Genomic DNA, 16002 nt, shown 5'->3' on the forward strand with positions numbered 1-16002 from the left:
AGAGTTTTCTGAGGACCCTGGAACTGTCGGGCCTCAGCTATGACGCCTCCCGGGCGTGTGCACGAAGCCGAAAACACTGGCCGCCGGCCAATGCGACAGGGCTTTCTGCTAGCACGGCGAGTGCACCTATCACCCCCGGAGTTTTATCGATGAAAACCGCTCAGGAATTGCGAGTCGGCAACGTGGTTATGGTCGGCAAGGACCCCCTCGTGGTCCAGAAGGCCGAATACAACAAGTCTGGCCGCAACGCGGCCGTCGTGAAGCTGAAGTTCAAGAACCTCTTGACCGCTTCGGCCAGCGAATCGGTCTACAAGGCCGACGAAAAGTTCGAAGTCGTCCAGCTCGACCGCAAGGAGTGCACGTACTCCTATTTCGGCGATCCGATGTACGTCTTCATGGACGAAGAGTACAACCAGTACGAAATCGAAGCCGAAAGCATGGGCGACGCCCTGAACTACCTGGAAGAAGCGATGCCCGTGGAAGTGGTCTTCTACGACGGCCGCGCCATTTCGGTGGAACTGCCCACGACTATCGTGCGCGAAATCACCTACACCGAACCCGCCGTCCGCGGCGACACCTCGGGCAAGGTGACCAAGCCCGCCAAGATCAACACCGGCTACGAACTGAACGTGCCGCTGTTCTGCGCCATCGGCGACAAGATCGAAATCGACACCCGCACGAACGAATACCGCAGCCGCGTCAACTGATCGGCGACGGACGAAAAAAAGCCAGGCTTCGAGCCTGGCTTTTTTTTCGTCTGGCACCTGCAACGATAGCCCTCGCAAGCACAGCCGCTCCGAGACGGGCCAGCCCCGGCAGGGCGCCCTCATTGCAGCCGTTCGTCGTCCAGGAAATCCGGCACCGCCATCACGTCGATGCCGTCTTCGGCCAGCGACGCGCGTTCTTCAGGCGTCGCGGTGCCGCGGATCGGGCGGTCATCGGCGTCGCCCTCGTGGATGCGGCGCGCCTCTTCGGCAAACCGCGGCCCGACGTTTTCGGTGTTGCGCAGCACGGCGCGCACCTGGCGCATGACGACCGCCTGCAACGCCGCCATTTTCTCGGCGTCGGAGGCATTGGACGGCACGGCGGGCCGGGCGGCCGGCGCATGCAGGTGGGCGACGTTCAGGCGCGGCGCCGACAGGCGCTTGGTGATGCTGGCCGAACCGCAGACGGGACACGTGACGAGGCCACGCGCCTGCTGCGCGTCGTAATCTTCGTGCGAACCGAACCAGCCCTCGAAGATGTGGCTGTGTTCGCACTGGAGGTCGAAAACTTTCAGTGCCATGGCATCTATATGGGGTGCAATAGGCAGAATACAAGAAAGCGCCGGCGGCCGGCGGCTTTACCTCATCCCGGCGGCCCAAGACAAAGCGGGCCCCCAGGCCCGCTTTCCCGGCGCCGCCGCGCCTACTTTCCGCGCTTCTGGGCGGGCGGTTTCGGCACCTGGGCCTGCTGGGCCTGCAAGGCGTCGATCTGGCGCTGCAGGTCGCGCAGTTGCTGGCGCACGTCCTTTTCCTGGCCGGCCAGCGCCGTGGCTTCCTGGCGCGATTGTTCCTGGCGCGCCGCCACCTGTTCTTCCTGCTGCAGGCGCAGGGCGCGGTCCGCCTGCAAGGTGCTCAATTCCGCGCTGCGGCTGGCCAGCAGCTTTTCGGCGTGCGCGTACTGGGCCTGCAGCTTGATCCGCTTGATGTCCACTTCGGCCAGGCTGGCCGATTGGCCGGCGAAGGCCCGGTACGTCGCCTCGGCCTGCTTGTCCGACTTGGTCTTCAGCACGCGCCAGAAGTCTTTCTGCTGGAACAGGGCGACGTAGTAGGTCAGGTCCTCGGGCTTGAACAGCAGGCTGGCGCCGTAGGTGCCGTTATAGGCCGTGCGCAGCTCCGAAACCTGGCGGTCCTGGATCAGGCCCTGCAGTTCGGCGACGGTGGACGACGCACGCTCGGCGAGCGCCGGCGCGCCCGCGGGCGGCGTCACGGGCTCGGACGCCGGCTGCGTGTCCTCCACCTGTTTAACCGTGGGCCGGGACGCCTCGGGCTGCGCGACGGCGCAGGCCGCCAGGCCGGAAAGGGCCGTGCCCAACAGCGCCATGCGTGCGGCGCCACGGATAAAGTGGACGTTCATGCCTACCCCAAAAAAATTGTTGCGAAACTATAGCAATTTATTTCGATCCGGGCAGATAGGGTTACCTTTGCCGCGGGACGGATTGTCGTTCTCTACGGGCGATTCCCTATTGCCTATTCACGATGCCTCCACAATGCCCTCGGCGGTTTCGCCCTGCCCCGCCCCCAGGTGCAGCTTGCGCATCTTTTCCCACAGCACCTTGCGGCTGATCCCCAGCGTATTGGCGGTGTCCTGCCGCCGCCAGCCGTTGACGTCCAGCGCGGCCAGGATGCGGGCGCGCTCGGCGCGCTCCGCGTCGGTGAACACGGGCGGTTCGCATTGCGAGCCTGCGGCGCCGAAGGCGCCCGGCGGCTCGGCGATCCGGTCGAAAATCCGTTCGATGCGGGGCTGGTCCCAGGCCTTGAATTGCCGCCTCATGATCGCCACGCGCTCGGCCACGTTGGAGAGTTCGCGGACGTTGCCCGCGAAGCGCGTGCGCGAAACGCGGTCCAGCAGCCACGCGGGCGGCTCGTCCTCTGCGCCCAGCCGTTCCAGCAAGGCCCGGAATATCGCGGCCTTTTCGGCGCCGCCGCGTTCCTCCAGATTGGGGATGCGCAGTTCGATGACGGCCAGCCGGTAGTACAGGTCGGCCCGGAACGCCTCCTGCCCCACGAGGGCGCGCAGGTCTTTGTTGGTGGCGGCGACCAGGCGGAAGTCCACGGGCACCTCCACCGTCGAACCCAGCCGCGTCACCGAGCTTTGTTCCAGGACGCGCAGCAGCTTGACCTGCTGATAAAGCGGCAGGTCGCCGATCTCGTCCAGGAACAGCGTGCCGCCGTGCGCCTGCTCGAAGTACCCCTTGTGCGCGCCGACCGCGCCGGTGAACGCGCCCTTGGCGTGGCCGAAGAAATGCGCCTCGAACAGGCCCTCGGGAATGGCGCCGCAGTTGACCGCCACGAACGGGCCGTCGGACCAGGCCGCGCGGTCGTGCAGCAGGCGCGCGACACGCTCCTTGCCCACGCCGGTTTCACCGTGGATCAGCACATTGCTGCGGCAGTCGGCGAACAGGTCCGCCTCGGCCAGCAGGTTCCGCATCGGTTCCGACACGGCGATGAGCGGCTGTTCGCGCCTGGGCGCCGAACGGCTGAGCCGGTCCAGCATGCCCAGCAGTTCGAACAGCAGCTTGCGCAGGTCCGACGCGGTGAACGACAGCGGCAGGGTGTACGAGTATTCGGGCGGGTAGTAGCGCGGATCGCGCCCGCGGGCTTCGGACGCCACCCAGATGACGGGCAGGCCCTGCGCGGCCAGCCAGTCGTAGCCGCTGAAGCGCGTGTCGCCCATCACCGACACCGACACCAGGGCCACCGCGGGCCGCCCCGGGTCCCGGGGCGGCGGGAACGCCGTGCCGGCGTCCGCCCGCAGCAGCGACACGTCCATGCCGGCCAGGCAGCGTTCCGCCCGGCTGGCGATGTCGGACGTGCCTTCCCAGACGTACAGGTCGAATTCGTCGCGAGTGAATTTCTGGCTCATGGCTTGGACCATGCGGGCAAGGAGGCAGCGAAGATCACGGTATTCATCATCAGTACACCAGGCGGGGCCGGCCGCAATCCACGGAAAGCAGCGACACGTCGGTCTGGCCCAGGCTCACGCCGAGCAGGCCGAGCGCCTGATTCAATAGAAGGGACAAGCTGTCCAGCAGAGGCTCCAGCAAAATCATGACGATCGACTGCAAGCCGGCGTTCGGATGGCCCGCTCCCCCGCCCAGCGCGTTGTCGGCGATGTAATTGATACGGCATTCGCGGATCTTCCCCTGATCCGGGAACAGCAATCCGCCGGCCAGGTTGCAGGCAATGTCGGCCGTGGTGGTCGCCAGCGCGTCCACCACCCCGCCCAGAAGATTGCCGACCAGTTGCAGGGTGCCGCCCAGCAGGCCGATCAGCCCGCCCGAGGCCAGGCGCGAATTCAGGCTGTTCGTATCGTTCTTCAGGCCGGAGAACACCTGCGCGATGGTCTTGCCCGCATTGGCGCCGCCGCCGCCCACCAGCGTCGCGGCCAGTCCCTGGCGGTCCGTGGCGATCACATCACCCAGGATGTCGTTGAGCAGTGTGCTCAGGACGCTGGACGCCAGCCCCGCAAGATCCAGGCTCGCGGCATTGACAGTGGTGCTGGAATCCGGAGAAGGCGGCTCGGTCAGCGTCACGACCGTATCCTGCGATGAGCTGAACGCGAACACCGTGGCCTTGGCGGTGAACGGCACGCCCAGCAGCTTCAATATCTGATACCGCCCGATGGCGCCGGCCGAGTCGGGCTCGCAACTGTTCGTCAGCGACACGAATTCCGCCGCGGTCGCCCCCGCGCCCGGCATGCCGGGGAAACGCCCCACGCAGACATTGGCCGCCGACGCCGTCACCGCGATGGTCGCCTGCCCGGGGGGCAGCGACGCTTCGCACATATTTGTCAGGGTGGCGGTGGATCGCGCCACGTCGATGACGATAGGGATGTCCGCGGCCGTGCTCAGGAGGTTCCCCAGGAGCGGGCCCAAGAGCGGGATGCTGCTGGAATTGAGCCGCAAATACACGCGAATGCCGGCGCTGGTCGCGCTCGTGCCCTTGCCGCCGACTGCCACCGTGGGCGGCTCCACAATGCGGACCTTCGCCTCCAGGCCCGCCAGCGGCGCGCTGCCCAGCCCGAGGTCGATCAGGTTTTCGCCGTTGGCGACGGCCAGCGCGGTCTCGAGAAGATTGCGCGCATTCACCTTGGCCTGCAGCGCGGAATTCGCGGCGCCGCCAGCGAGGGACACGTCCATCACGCCGTCGCCGCCGAACAGCTTGACCGGCAAGTCCAGCGGCATCACGGCCAGGACAGTATTGATCGCGTCGGCCAACAGCGCCACGTCGGCGTTGGCGGTGCCCGTCTTGTCGATAACGGTCAGCGTGGCGTTCAGCAACTGGCCCAGGGTCAGGTTGTCGACGGCGGCCAATTGCTCGGGCGTGCCCACGCCGGTCGCGACGGACAGCGGCAGGCCCAGGGCCTGCAGCAGGCCCGCCGGCGTAATGTCGGCCGAAGCCAGGCCGGCCGCGTCCAGCACGTCCAGTTGCGCGGGCGAGGCGCCCGCCGACGCAAGCAGCCGCGACAGCAGGCCGCCGCGCTCCAGGCGCAACAGCCTCGATCCCACCGAGAAGGCCGCGACGGGTTGCGTGATGGTGGCCACCGCCGTGGCCGCGATCAGGGTGCCGCCGTCCGAGCCGCCTGAAAAGGCGGGGATGATGCCGGTCAGCCGCTTGCGCACGCTCACGCGCATGGCGTTGAACGGTTCCCCCTCGGCGGCGTCGAACACATGCATCCCGGATGCGTCGGCGCGGCCGGAATCCCAGACCTTGCACTCGACGGTGATGTCGGCGTTCGTGAACGAATCGAAAAGATCGGGCACGTTGCGCAGCGCCGAAGCGCGGCCGGCGGTGACGGCCTGCGCGCAATCGGCGGCCGCCCCCTGGCCCAGCACCTGGACCGCCGACAGGGCGGCGAGGTCCGCCCCCTTCTGCATTTCGCGCTTCATGTAGAAGCCGTAGGCCAGTTGCACCGCGCCCAGCAGCACCAGCCCCACCAGGACCGCGAACACCACGGCCACGGTGACGCTGCCGCGCTGGCGCGGCAACGGAACGGGAGGCGAAGAAAAGGCGGGCATGATCTGGCGGCTGGGGCTGGGATCCCGGCCTCAATTGGTGTTCTTGGTTTCGACGCGCTTCTGCATCCATTCGGGAATGGGATGCTTGAAACTGTCCAGATAGCGGTTCCAGGCCGCGGTGGACACCGGGCCCAGGATGGGCAGCGCTCCGCCCGCCCGCCGGCCGTCGGCCTGCGCCGCCAGCAGGCCGCGCGTCACGTCGCCGAAGCCTTCGGGGGCCGCGGCCTGGGGCGTTGCCTGAGGGGCTGCCTGGGCGCCCGCCTGCGCCATGGCCGGCGCCTCCGCGGGCATCGGCGCGGATACCTGCTGCACCACGGGCCGGTCGGGCAGCGCGGCGGGCGGCGGCGCGGCACCCGACATGGCGCCGGTCAGCGGCGCATTCGACTGGGCATGGCTGGCCGGCGCCGCCAACATGGCCAGCGCCATGGCCAGGGAAAACGAAGCGAGGTAGCGCGCGTGGGACATGGGAGTTTTCCTGAATACGGGGTTAGCGCACGATGGGCCCGTTGCCCAGGCCCTCCATCAAGGGGCTCATCATCGGCATGGCGGGGCCCGCGCCGCTGGACACGCGGGTAGCCGGCAGGTTGGCGGCGGGCAAGGGCGCGGGCGCGAGCTGGCCGCGGATCTCGGAAGCCAGGCGCTGCACTTGCCCGCGCGCCTCGTCCCCCAACTGCGCCTGGTCCATCAGGCGCCGGGCCTTGACGGGGTCGCCCTCGACCAGCAGCAGCACCGCCATATTGGCCAGGACCCTGCCGTTCTCGGGCGCCAGTTCGGCGGCCTGCCCCAGCGGCACCCGCGCCCCGTCCAGGTCGCCCGCCCTCAATCTCGCGTAGCCCAGGTCGCCCAGGATGCGCGCGTTCATCGGGGCCAGCCTGGCCGCCCGCGCGAAGTCGTCGGCCGCCTGGTCGAACTGGCCCCGGCCGCCGGCGATCAGGCCAAGCCCGTGCCACCCCTCCGCCGCCTGACCGCCGTGGGTCAGCGCGCGATAGGCCTGCTCGCTGGCCGCGGTCTGCCCGGTCTGCCGCAGGGCGTCCGCGCGCATGACCGCCACGCGGCTGTCGGCGCCGAACTTCTGCTGGTACGCGTCGATGTAGGCCAGGGACGCGAAGTAGCGTTCCTGGCGCTGCGCCTCGGCGATCATGGACAGCATCATGTCCGGTTCCCGCGGCCGGTTGCGGCCCTGGGCCTCGTCCTCTTTCTGGCGCGCCAGCGCCTGTTCCTGCTGCTGTTGCTGGATGAGCTGCCACGCGGATTCCGCGCTGTTCGTCTTGCATCCGGCCAGGCCGGCGACCGCCGCCGCCGACGCGGCCGCCAGCATCCAGCGCGCCGCGCCCCGCCGCCTTTCCATTGCGCCCGCCATCATGTTCCCCCCATGCGCGACAACGCGCGTATCACCGCGATGAATCCCGCTCCGCCCGTGATGATCAACAGCGCGGGCAGCAAGGTCACGATCATGACCCCCGTCATCTTGACCGTGGCCTTGCCCACCTTCTCCTTCAATTCCAGCCGCCGCGATTCGCGCAGCCGCTCGCCGAAGCGGTTCAGGGGTTCCTGCACCGCGCCCCCGTGCTGGTCCACCTGCGCGATCAGGCGGCAGATGGCGGAGAGGTCGTCGTTGTCGAAGCCCGCCGCCAGCCTGGCCAGCGACTGCTCGCGCGTCCTGCCGCGCACATACAGTTCGGACGCCAGGCGCAGTTCCTGGGACAGCACCGGCAAGACCTGTCCGAACTCCGTCACCAGCACCTGGAGGCTCTGGTCGATCGACAGCCCCACGCCCTGCAGCAGGCGCAGCAGGTCGACCAGCAAGGGCAATTCGTCGGCCGCCATGCGGCGGCGGCGCGCCACGCGGCGGCGCACGATCCACTTGGGCAGCATGTAGCCGATCGCGAACCCGAAAAAGGCGGCGACGAGCATTTCTTCCCAGGCATCGATATGGCGGTAGCGCAGGCCCGCCGCCACGGCGGCGACGGGCAGCAGCAGCGCCAGGCCGAAACGGACGGCGGCGAAGCGCGACCGGGCCGTGCCCGTGTCGGCGTAGCCCGCCATGTCCACCAATTTGCGGTCTTCGGCGGCCAGCAGCGTATCGGCCAGCCGGCCCTCGCTCAACCGCTTGCCGAACGAATCCGCCGCGCGCGCGGCGGCCGCGAACCTGCCCTGCCCGTCCTGCGCCGGCGGGACCGCGGCGGATCCGCCGCCCATCCGCCGCGCCGTCAGCGCCTGGTCCACGACCTGCCGGCTTCTGCTCTGCCCGCGCAGGCGCCGCAAGATGCCGATGCCCAGCACCAGCATCCCCGCGGCAACGAGCATCAACGCCATCGCCAGCACGGTGGAGACGTTCCAGGATTGCGGGATGTCCATCAGGCGCCTCCCCTCAAATGGACTTGGCCATGCGGTACAGCCAATAACTGCCGCCGATCTGCAGGCCCACGGCGGTCGCCAGCATCTTGAAGCCCGCGGGGTCGTGCCACAGCCCCATGAACAGATTGTTGTTCGCCACGATGATGAAGCCCGCGATCCCCACCGGCAGCAGCGCCAGGATCCAGGCCGACAGCCGCACCTCGGCGGAACTCGCCGACAGTTCGTTGCGCGCCTGCGCCACGTCGCGCATGAAGGCGGCCATGCGTTCCAGCACCTGGTCGCTGCGGCCGCCGAAACGCATCGCCAGCGATACGACGGCGGCGATCATGTACAGCTCCTTCAGCCCGTACAGGCGCGACACGTGCACGAGGGCCGCGTCCAGTTCCTTGGCCGAGCGGCTCAGGCTGGAGGCCGTTTCCATCACCTCGCGCAAGGGTTCGTCCGTGTTGGCCGCCGCCGTCTGGAAGGCCGAGCCCATGCTGTTGCCGATGGTGACGAGGCGAACGATGTTGTCCAGGAACGCGGGCAACTGCGAAATCATCCGGCGCTGGCGTTTGTCGGCCCGCAGCCACAGCAGGAAATACTCCAGCACGGCCGCCAGCACCAGCGTCACCGCGCCGGACAATCCCCCCAGGAACAGCCAGGCCAGCGCCGCCCCGCCGACGGGCGCCGCCGCAAGGCGCAGATACAGCCCCGCGCTCTGGCGCACGCCGGCCAGCAGCAACAGGCGGTCCCATCCCAGCAGGCCGCTGCGCATGGCCCGCGAGCCCGCCGAAAAGGGCTCGCTCTCGCGGCGCGCGTCGCGGCCCCGGCTGAGCTGGTTCTCCAGAAACGCCGAACTCGCGGCGCGGCGCGCGCCGCTGCTGGCATGGCGCCACAACAGGACCGCTCCGACGGCCAGCACCGCCGCCAGGCTCGCCAGTACCAGGACCTGATCCATCATCGCCTCCGGCTCCAGAATCCGCCCGCGCCGCCCCCGTCGGCATCGCCCGCCGCGGCGTCGTTGGCGCGCGCCTCGGAACGCATTTTGGCCAGCTTGGGCGTATGGGGATGGATGCCCAGCCACTTCCAGCGGTCCTTTTCCTCGCCCTCGGGCGTCATGAACGTCTCGTGGCGGTAAAGCTCCTGGGTGGAAATAACGCTGTCGCCCATGCCCGTGACCTCGGTCACCGACAGCACGCGGCGCTTGCCGCTGGACAGGCGGCCGATCTGCACGATGAAATCCAGCGCGCTGGCGATCTGCCGCCTCAGGCTGTCCTCGCTGCCCTGGAAACCGGCGAACCCCGCCAGCATCTCGATCCGGTAGAGGCATTCGCGCGGCGAATTCGCATGGATGGTGGCCATCGACCCCTCATGGCCCGTGTTCATCGCCTGCAGCATGTCCATGACTTCCGCGCCGCGCACTTCGCCGACCACCACGCGGTCCGGTCGCATCCGCAGGCTATTGCGGATCAGTTCGCGGATGCTGACCGCGCCGCTTCCGTCGAAGCCGCCCTGGCGGGACTCCAGCCGCACCACGTGCGGGTGGTTGAGCGAGAGTTCCGCGGTGTCCTCCACCGTGACCACGCGCTCGGTTTCCGGAATGAAGAACGCCAGCGCGTTGAGCAGCGAGGTCTTGCCGGAACTCGTGCCGCCGGAGACCAGGATGTTGCAGCGGTTCTTCACCGCCTCGTGCAGCAGCCGGTAGATCTCTTCGTCGAAGGTGCCCAGGGTCAGCAGGTCGGCCGGCTTGAGCGGATCCTGGCGGAACTTGCGGATCGAGACCATGGGGCCGTCCACGGCCAGCGGCTCGATCACCACGTTCAGGCGGCCGCCGTCGGGCAGGCGCGCGTCCACCATGGGGCTGGACTCGTCCAGGCGGCGGCCGATCGGAGCCAGGATGCGGCGCACGATGCGCAGCACGTGCTGGTTGTCGGTGAACCTCAGCGTCTCGCGGGCGAGCACGCCGCGGCGCGACACGAACACATTGTCGTAGCCGTTGATCAGGATGTCTTCCACGGCCGGATCCGCCAACAGATCCTCCAGCGGCCCCAGGCCCGCCAGTTCCTTGGTCAGCGCCTCGGCGATCTGCCGCATTTCGCCTTCGTTGATCGGCACCCTGCGCAGGCGCACGAAGCTCGCGACCTCGATGTCCACGAACTCCTGGATCGCCGAACGGGCCCAGCGGCCGAACTCGGCGCCCAGTTCCTCGATCCGGGAAAGCAGGTGCTCGTACGCCGCCGTCTTCACTTCCTGGAATCGGTTCGACGCCGAAAAGCCCTTGTCGCCGTCTCCGCCGAACTCTACCGTCGCTGTCATGATCATGTCGGATCCCGCCGCTGTCCGTCCGTCTTTCCGTTAACCGACCACCATCCGGCGATGCACGCCGGGCAGCCAGGTGGCCAGCCAGCCTGCCCGCCCCCCAGGCGGGTTCTCTTCCACGCACAGCTTTTCCGCAAGCGTCTGCACCGCGCGCACGTAGATGTCCCGCTCGGCTTCCTCGTGCAGCAGGTGGCCCTGGTTGGTGCACACCATCAGGGCCAGCGTGCGGTCCGGCAGCGTGCCGACCAGCTCCAACTGGAAGCGCTCGGCGATCTGCTGCGCGGTCATGCCGTAGCGCTCGTCGTAGCGGTTGACGATCAGGCCCAGGCTGCGGCGTTCGACGTGCAACTGCTCCAGCTCCTGCAGCAGCCCCGCCAGCGACACCAGCGCGCCGACGCTCTGGTCCGTCACGATCCAGTTCTGCTGCGAGGCGCGCGCCAGCCCGGCCACGAACTCCGGATTGGTGAAGCCGCCCGAATCCGCGACCACCACGCCGAAGTGCTGGCGCATGCGCTCGAAGACCAGCAGCGAGTCGGACTGCGAGACATCGCGCATCTGCCCCAGGTCGCGGGGCAGGGACAGGACGCTCAGGCCGCTGGCCGTGTGCGGCATGGCCGATCCCAGCAGCGTGGAATCCAGGCGGCGCAGATTGCGCGCCGCCTCGGCGAAGTCGAAATCGCCGCCGATGTTCAGATAGAGCTGGCAATCGCCCACGGGCCAGCCCAGGTCCATCAGCGCCACGCGGCTGGACAAGGGCAGCAAGTCCCCCGGCTCGGCCGCGTGGGCCTTGGGGGCCTTGCCCGCATGGGCGCCGGCGTGCGCGGCATGCACATGCTTCAGGCGGTCCTGCACCATGCCGGCCAGGTGCACGGCCAGGGTGCTGGCGCCCACGCCGGGCCGCGCGCCCAGCAGCAGCACGCTGCGCCGCGAACCGTCCGCACGCGAGTCGCCGGGCTGCGCGTCCAGCAGCCTCAGCACGATTTCCTTGATTTCCTGCGGCGCCACCGTGGGATCCACGAAATCGCTGACGCCCGCGCGCAAGGCCGCGATGGCCCCTTCCGGCTGGCTCAGCAGTCCGACCGCCACCCGCGGCAGGCTCGGCGCAATGCGCGCCAACAGGCGCGCCAGTTCGGCGGACTTGAACAGTTTCCCGGGCTCGTCCCCGCTCAGGGTGAAATCCAGGAACACCACCTGCGGCGCTATTTCCGCCAGGCGCCGCGCCAGTTCTTCCGTGCCGGGCGATTCCTGGGTCAGCATCCCCATGTCTCCCAGCGCCTGTCCCAGTTGGGCGGCGACGTCCGCGCCCTGGGAGCAAAACAGAAACCGCCTGCTGTTTTGCAGGCCCACCCACTCGCTAGCATGTGTTTTCATATTGTTCACCGCGAAAAGCCCGGCATCTGCTGGCCGCCCACCGGGCCGGTCAGGTAATAGCCCCACGCATTGAAGCCGCTGTCCGCGCGCTCCTGTTTTTCCCCCGGCAGCGGCAAGGTCACGCCGCGCGCGATGGGGCGCACCAGGCGCGGCGTCACCACGATGACCAACTCGGTGTCCTCCTGCTTGTAGTCCAGGCTGCGGAAGAACGACCCGATGATCGGCAGGTCGCCCAGCAGCGGCACCTTGCTGACCATCGCCTTGGTCTGGCGCGACACCAGGCCGCTGATCACGAAGCTTTCGCCATCGCCCAGCTCGACCGTCGTATCGGCGCGGCGCGTGCGCAAGGCCGGGATGATCGAGGTGGAGTCCGGACCGTTGCTGATCGCGATGCCGTTGCTGTAGTCCAGTTCGCTGGCCTCGGGGGCCACCTTCAACGAAATGCGGTCGCGCGACAGCACCGTGGGCGTGACGGTCAGGCCGATGCCGAAAGGCTTGAACGCGACCGACACCGTTCCCAGCCCCCCGGACTCCGGAATCGGCAGCTCGCCGCCCGCCAGGAAGCTGGCGCTCTGCCCGGTCAGCGCCACGAGCGTGGGTTCGGCCAGCACGCGCGCCATGCCGTTGGTCTGCAGCAGGCGCAGGTTGGCGGAGAAATTGTTGGTGTCGTAGAACAGCGAAAAGCCGGACGCCGCCGCGCCCAGGTTTGCCGGGATCATGCTGCTGGCCGCGCTCCACGGCCCGCTGCCGCCCGCGGTCCAGTTGATGCCGGCCTCCTTCATCACCGAACGCGACACCTCGACGACCTTGACTTCGACCTGCACGACGCCGCTGGTGCCGGCGGACGATACGTCCACCACGTTCTTCTCGCCGCCCACGGCGGCGGCGGCCATGGCGACGGAGGCGACCTGCCCCATCGGCGTTTCGGCATGGCCGGAGACCACGGCGCGGTCGCCCGCGATATCGATATTGGCCCCGCCTGCGATGCCCCGGCTGGCCAGCGCGCCCTGGACGCTGCCGCCCACGCGCAGGTTCCAGACTTGCGGCGCGGGGCTGGCGCCGCTCCAGATCCGCAACTGCGTGGTGCCGGGCTTCTTGCCGTAGATCAGCAGCGAGCCCGCGCGCTTGCCCGAGGCGGGCAGGATCCTCACGTCGGCCACGTCGGGATCGCCGATCGCGATGCGCGAAGGCGCCGCGCCATCGAGCAGCAGCGTCTGCTGGCCCTTGACGGCCAGGGCAAGATCGCGGACGGGAACCGGCGCGTCGGCGGCCGCCGCGGGCACGGCGGACTGCGCCAGGGCGATGCCGCCGCAGCCGATCGCCGCGATCGCCGACAGGCGCCGGATGAGAGAGATGCACTGAGGTTTCTTCATTGGACTGGATCTGGTCATAGGCAAGAGTCCAGCCGCGGGTGGCCCCGGCCACGCGCGGCTGCGTTCAGTAGCGCACTCGTTCGGATTTGTCTCCACGCAGGATTTCGACCGTCCTTCCGCCCCCCGGCGCGCTGCGCGCGGCCGCGGCGGGCGGACGCGCGACGGCCGTCGTTCCATCGAGCTGGACCAGGCTTTCGCCGGCGAAGGCGCGGTTCGGCGGCTGCTTCAGCGCTTCGCGCTGCGCCGGCGTCAAATCGGCCCGGGCCGCCAGGACCGCGCCGCGCGGCACGAACAGTTCCGCGTCCGGCACGTTCTCGTCGCCCACCGGACGCAGCGCCAGTTGCAGCCGGCCCGCGCGGCTGGCCAGCATCAGTTCGTTGACCTGCTCGACCGGCACCGCCAGCATCGCCGTCTTCGCGGGCTGGCCGGACGCGCCCGGCTGTCCCGCCGTTTTTTCCTCCGGCCCGTCCACGGACGCCCTGCCGTATGCCAGCACGCGCACCTGGGCCTGCAGCAGGCGCGCCTGGGCGCCGGGCACCTCCTGTCCCTTGTCGATCATGAAGAACACGTCCACCCAGTCGCCCGGCGCGATGCGGTTGCCGCCGCCGACCACGTCGTCCACCGCGATGGCGACGGCGCGTTCGCCCGGCTTGAGGTGGCGGGCCAGCCCCTGCGCCAGCAGGCTGGGCAGAATCGGGTCGCCCGCGGCGACGTCCACCTTCGTCACGGCGCCTTCCAGCGGGGCCACGGTCTCGTAGCCGCCCGACAGCGCCGCCTGCCACTGGGCCACCGCCAGCATCTTTGCGGCATCGATGCGCGTGCCGGCCGGCATCGGCTCCCTGGCCACGACGACGGGATGGAACTTGACCGGCGCGGCGGGCTGCGCCGCCTGCGGTGCGGGCGCGGGCGCAGGCGCGACGGGAGCCGGCGCGGAAGCCAGCCTCCAGGCGATGAAGGCCAACACCAGGCCCCCCGCCAACAGCATCCCCGCGACGAACTTGCTCAAACCGCTCATGGCGCCCCCTGCGATATCTGTACGACGGCTTGCGAATGCAGCCGGGTGGGAATCCAGTTCCGCCCCACGCCGGGCAAAGCGGCGATCAGGCCCTGCAAGGTGGCCAGCAACGGCCAGGACTGGGTGTCGTAAGTCATGGCCACCGTGGCGCAATTGGCCTGCTGCCCTTCGGAGCCGGCCCAGTCGCACGGCGCGCTGAAGGCCGCGCACGCCACGCCGGAGCCGGGCGAGAAGGCGCTCATCGCGGCGGAACACGCCGCGGACGGCGCATCGGCCTGGCCGCTGAACCGCGCGAAGACGGCGGCGCGCGCGCCGTCGGCCGACGCCGAGGCCAGTTGCTGCTGCATCCAGAACAAGGCGCCGAAGCCGAGCACGCCGCAGATGAACATCAGCAGCATGATCAAGGTCAGCGAAAATTCCAGCGCCGCGATGCCTCGCTGGGACCGGCGGGGGGAATTCGGCGCATGGAACCGGCAAGACGCGCGCATCTCAGCCTCCCTCGTCCAGGGAATCGCCCAGATGCACCAGGGCGCGGGCGCTCAGCACGCTGGAGGCCGGCATCAGCGCCGTCCGCAGCAAGGGCACCGAGGGGATCAGGGGGTGGGCCCCGTACGCATAGGAAACCGTCACCTCGACCTGGCCGGCGGCCACCGGCAATCCGCTGCAAGCCCCGCCCGCCGAACTGCTCAGCGTGCCCGAACTGCCGCAGACCGCCACCTGGACCGGCGATGCCGAGACCGCGCTGATCCATTCCGCGCGCCGCAGGGCGGTATCGCGTCCCGCGTTGGCGCGAGCCGCGAGCGAAGGCGTGCCCGCCTGCCACTGCAACACCTTGCGCGCGCCGTCCTGCGCGGCAAGCGCGACGGAGTTCTGCGCGGCGGCCACGAGGGAATACGTCAGGATCCCGTAGAACACCAGGAAGAACACCACGAATACCAGGCCGAATTCAAGGGCATAAGCGCCACGCTGAGCGCGGCGGCGCCCAGGTAGGCGGCGTACGGAATCTGGCGCAGCCGTCCGCCCAGCGTCACGAAGCGCGACGCCGCCAGGTACAGCAAGGCGTGCAGGCCCGCCAGCAGGCTGGCAATCGCAAGAACCGCCAGCAGCGGCGCCAGGCCCAGCAGCAGGCCCAGGACGGCGATCGCCTTGATGTCGCCCGCGCCCATCAGGCGCCGGGTCCACAGCGGCAGGAACGGAACCGCGGCCAGGAATCCCAGCAATGCCATGAGCCATCCCGACCAGCGCGGCGGGTAGGCCCAGCCAGGCGCGAACAACGCGGCCAGCAGCCATAGCAACTGCGCCGCCGCCCCCGCGACGATCAAGGCGTTGGGGACGCGGCGATAGCGCAGATCGCTGTGGATCAGCACCAGAATCCAGCTTGCGAACAGCAGCCACCACAATACTTCCCCTGGATACAAGGCAGAACCTTCAGAAATCGGATTCAACGGCGGGCCCGTCCCTCCGGATGGACGACGTTCTCTTCAAGCCGAGGACGCGGACAGGCGGGTGGACGCCGCGATGGCGGGAAGCAGCCCGGCATCGCGGCATGGCCCCGTTCCGGGTCCGGCCGCGTCAGCCGCCTCCGCCGGGCGTGTTGCCGCTCAACGCCTCGCCGATTCCCGCGAACAGGCCATCCAGCGCATCGGTGAAGGTCTTTACGGAGATGAGCAGGGCCACCGCGATCATGCCGGCGATCAGCCCGTACTCCAGGGCGGTGATGCCGTCTTCGTCATTCCAGAACTGCGCAAGTTTTGCTTTCATGTCGAGCTCCATCGATCTCGATTTATCACCGGACTGCCCGC

General features: G+C 69.0%; 17 protein-coding genes. 1 reads left to right on the forward strand and 16 read right to left on the reverse strand.

The window, feature by feature from the left end:
• Positions 1-149: 149 nt before the first annotated feature.
• Positions 150-707 carry an elongation factor P gene (efp, locus tag WHX56_RS25050; RefSeq protein WP_129239832.1) on the forward strand — a complete coding sequence of 186 codons (558 nt, stop codon included), beginning with the start codon at positions 150-152 and terminating at the stop codon, positions 705-707.
• A 119-nt stretch (positions 708-826) separates the two neighbouring features.
• On the opposite strand, the gene WHX56_RS25055 is transcribed toward efp, so the two are convergent.
• The 16 genes from WHX56_RS25055 to WHX56_RS25130 form a co-directional block, all read right to left on the reverse strand.
• The gene (locus WHX56_RS25055; protein WP_129239831.1) at positions 827-1285 is read right to left on the reverse strand and encodes a DUF1178 family protein; all 459 of its coding nucleotides are present in this window, start codon (positions 1283-1285) and stop codon (positions 827-829) included.
• 122 nt (positions 1286-1407) lie between these two features.
• Complete coding sequence (locus WHX56_RS25060; RefSeq protein WP_338879291.1) at positions 1408-2118, reverse strand: DUF2968 domain-containing protein; 711 nt, start codon at positions 2116-2118, stop codon at positions 1408-1410.
• Positions 2119-2235: 117 nt separating this feature from the next.
• The gene (locus WHX56_RS25065; RefSeq protein WP_338879292.1) at positions 2236-3627 is read right to left on the reverse strand and encodes a sigma-54 dependent transcriptional regulator; all 1392 of its coding nucleotides are present in this window, start codon (positions 3625-3627) and stop codon (positions 2236-2238) included.
• 49 nt (positions 3628-3676) lie between these two features.
• Positions 3677-5782 carry a TadG family pilus assembly protein gene (locus tag WHX56_RS25070; protein WP_338879293.1) on the reverse strand — a complete coding sequence of 702 codons (2106 nt, stop codon included), beginning with the start codon at positions 5780-5782 and terminating at the stop codon, positions 3677-3679.
• Positions 5783-5812: 30 nt separating this feature from the next.
• A complete protein-coding gene (locus WHX56_RS25075) occupies positions 5813-6247 on the reverse strand; it encodes a DUF3613 domain-containing protein (protein WP_287756189.1) in 435 nt (144 codons plus the stop codon).
• 22 nt (positions 6248-6269) lie between these two features.
• Positions 6270-7142, reverse strand: a complete 873-nt coding sequence (locus tag WHX56_RS25080; RefSeq protein ID WP_422393672.1) for a tetratricopeptide repeat protein — start codon at positions 7140-7142, stop codon at positions 6270-6272.
• Positions 7142-8140 (reverse strand): type II secretion system F family protein, encoded by a 999-nt coding sequence (locus WHX56_RS25085; RefSeq protein WP_338879294.1) that lies wholly within the window; start codon positions 8138-8140, stop codon positions 7142-7144. The genes WHX56_RS25080 and WHX56_RS25085 overlap by 1 nt, the downstream gene beginning before the upstream one ends.
• A 13-nt stretch (positions 8141-8153) precedes the next feature.
• Positions 8154-9080 (reverse strand): type II secretion system F family protein, encoded by a 927-nt coding sequence (locus WHX56_RS25090; protein WP_338881835.1) that lies wholly within the window; start codon positions 9078-9080, stop codon positions 8154-8156.
• Entirely contained in the window at positions 9080-10444 is a 1365-nt protein-coding gene (locus WHX56_RS25095; RefSeq protein ID WP_129239824.1) for a CpaF family protein, read from the reverse strand. Before WHX56_RS25095 ends, WHX56_RS25090 begins: the two co-directional genes overlap by 1 nt.
• Positions 10445-10477: 33 nt before the next feature.
• On the reverse strand, positions 10478-11821 hold the full coding sequence (locus WHX56_RS25100) for a pilus assembly protein CpaE (protein ID WP_165360103.1): 1344 nt from the start codon (positions 11819-11821) through the stop codon (positions 10478-10480).
• Positions 11818-13185 carry a type II and III secretion system protein family protein gene (locus WHX56_RS25105; RefSeq protein ID WP_338879295.1) on the reverse strand — a complete coding sequence of 456 codons (1368 nt, stop codon included), beginning with the start codon at positions 13183-13185 and terminating at the stop codon, positions 11818-11820. Before WHX56_RS25105 ends, WHX56_RS25100 begins: the two co-directional genes overlap by 4 nt.
• A 64-nt stretch (positions 13186-13249) precedes the next feature.
• A complete protein-coding gene (gene cpaB, locus WHX56_RS25110) occupies positions 13250-14200 on the reverse strand; it encodes a Flp pilus assembly protein CpaB (protein WP_338879296.1) in 951 nt (316 codons plus the stop codon).
• Positions 14197-14688, reverse strand: coding sequence for a TadE family protein (locus WHX56_RS25115; RefSeq protein WP_338879297.1), 492 nt, complete (start codon positions 14686-14688; stop codon positions 14197-14199). The genes cpaB and WHX56_RS25115 overlap by 4 nt, the downstream gene beginning before the upstream one ends.
• 1 nt (position 14689) lies before the next feature.
• A complete protein-coding gene (locus WHX56_RS25120) occupies positions 14690-15130 on the reverse strand; it encodes a TadE/TadG family type IV pilus assembly protein (RefSeq protein WP_244234975.1) in 441 nt (146 codons plus the stop codon).
• The gene (locus tag WHX56_RS25125) at positions 15097-15600 is read right to left on the reverse strand and encodes a prepilin peptidase (protein ID WP_338879298.1); all 504 of its coding nucleotides are present in this window, start codon (positions 15598-15600) and stop codon (positions 15097-15099) included. The genes WHX56_RS25120 and WHX56_RS25125 overlap by 34 nt, the downstream gene beginning before the upstream one ends.
• Positions 15601-15772: 172 nt before the next feature.
• Positions 15773-15961, reverse strand: a complete 189-nt coding sequence (locus tag WHX56_RS25130) for a Flp family type IVb pilin (protein WP_338879299.1) — start codon at positions 15959-15961, stop codon at positions 15773-15775.
• Positions 15962-16002 lie beyond the last annotated feature (41 nt).

Origin of the sequence: Achromobacter veterisilvae, assembly GCF_037619525.1 — a bacterium.
Taxonomy (GTDB): domain Bacteria; phylum Pseudomonadota; class Gammaproteobacteria; order Burkholderiales; family Burkholderiaceae_B; genus Achromobacter; species Achromobacter veterisilvae.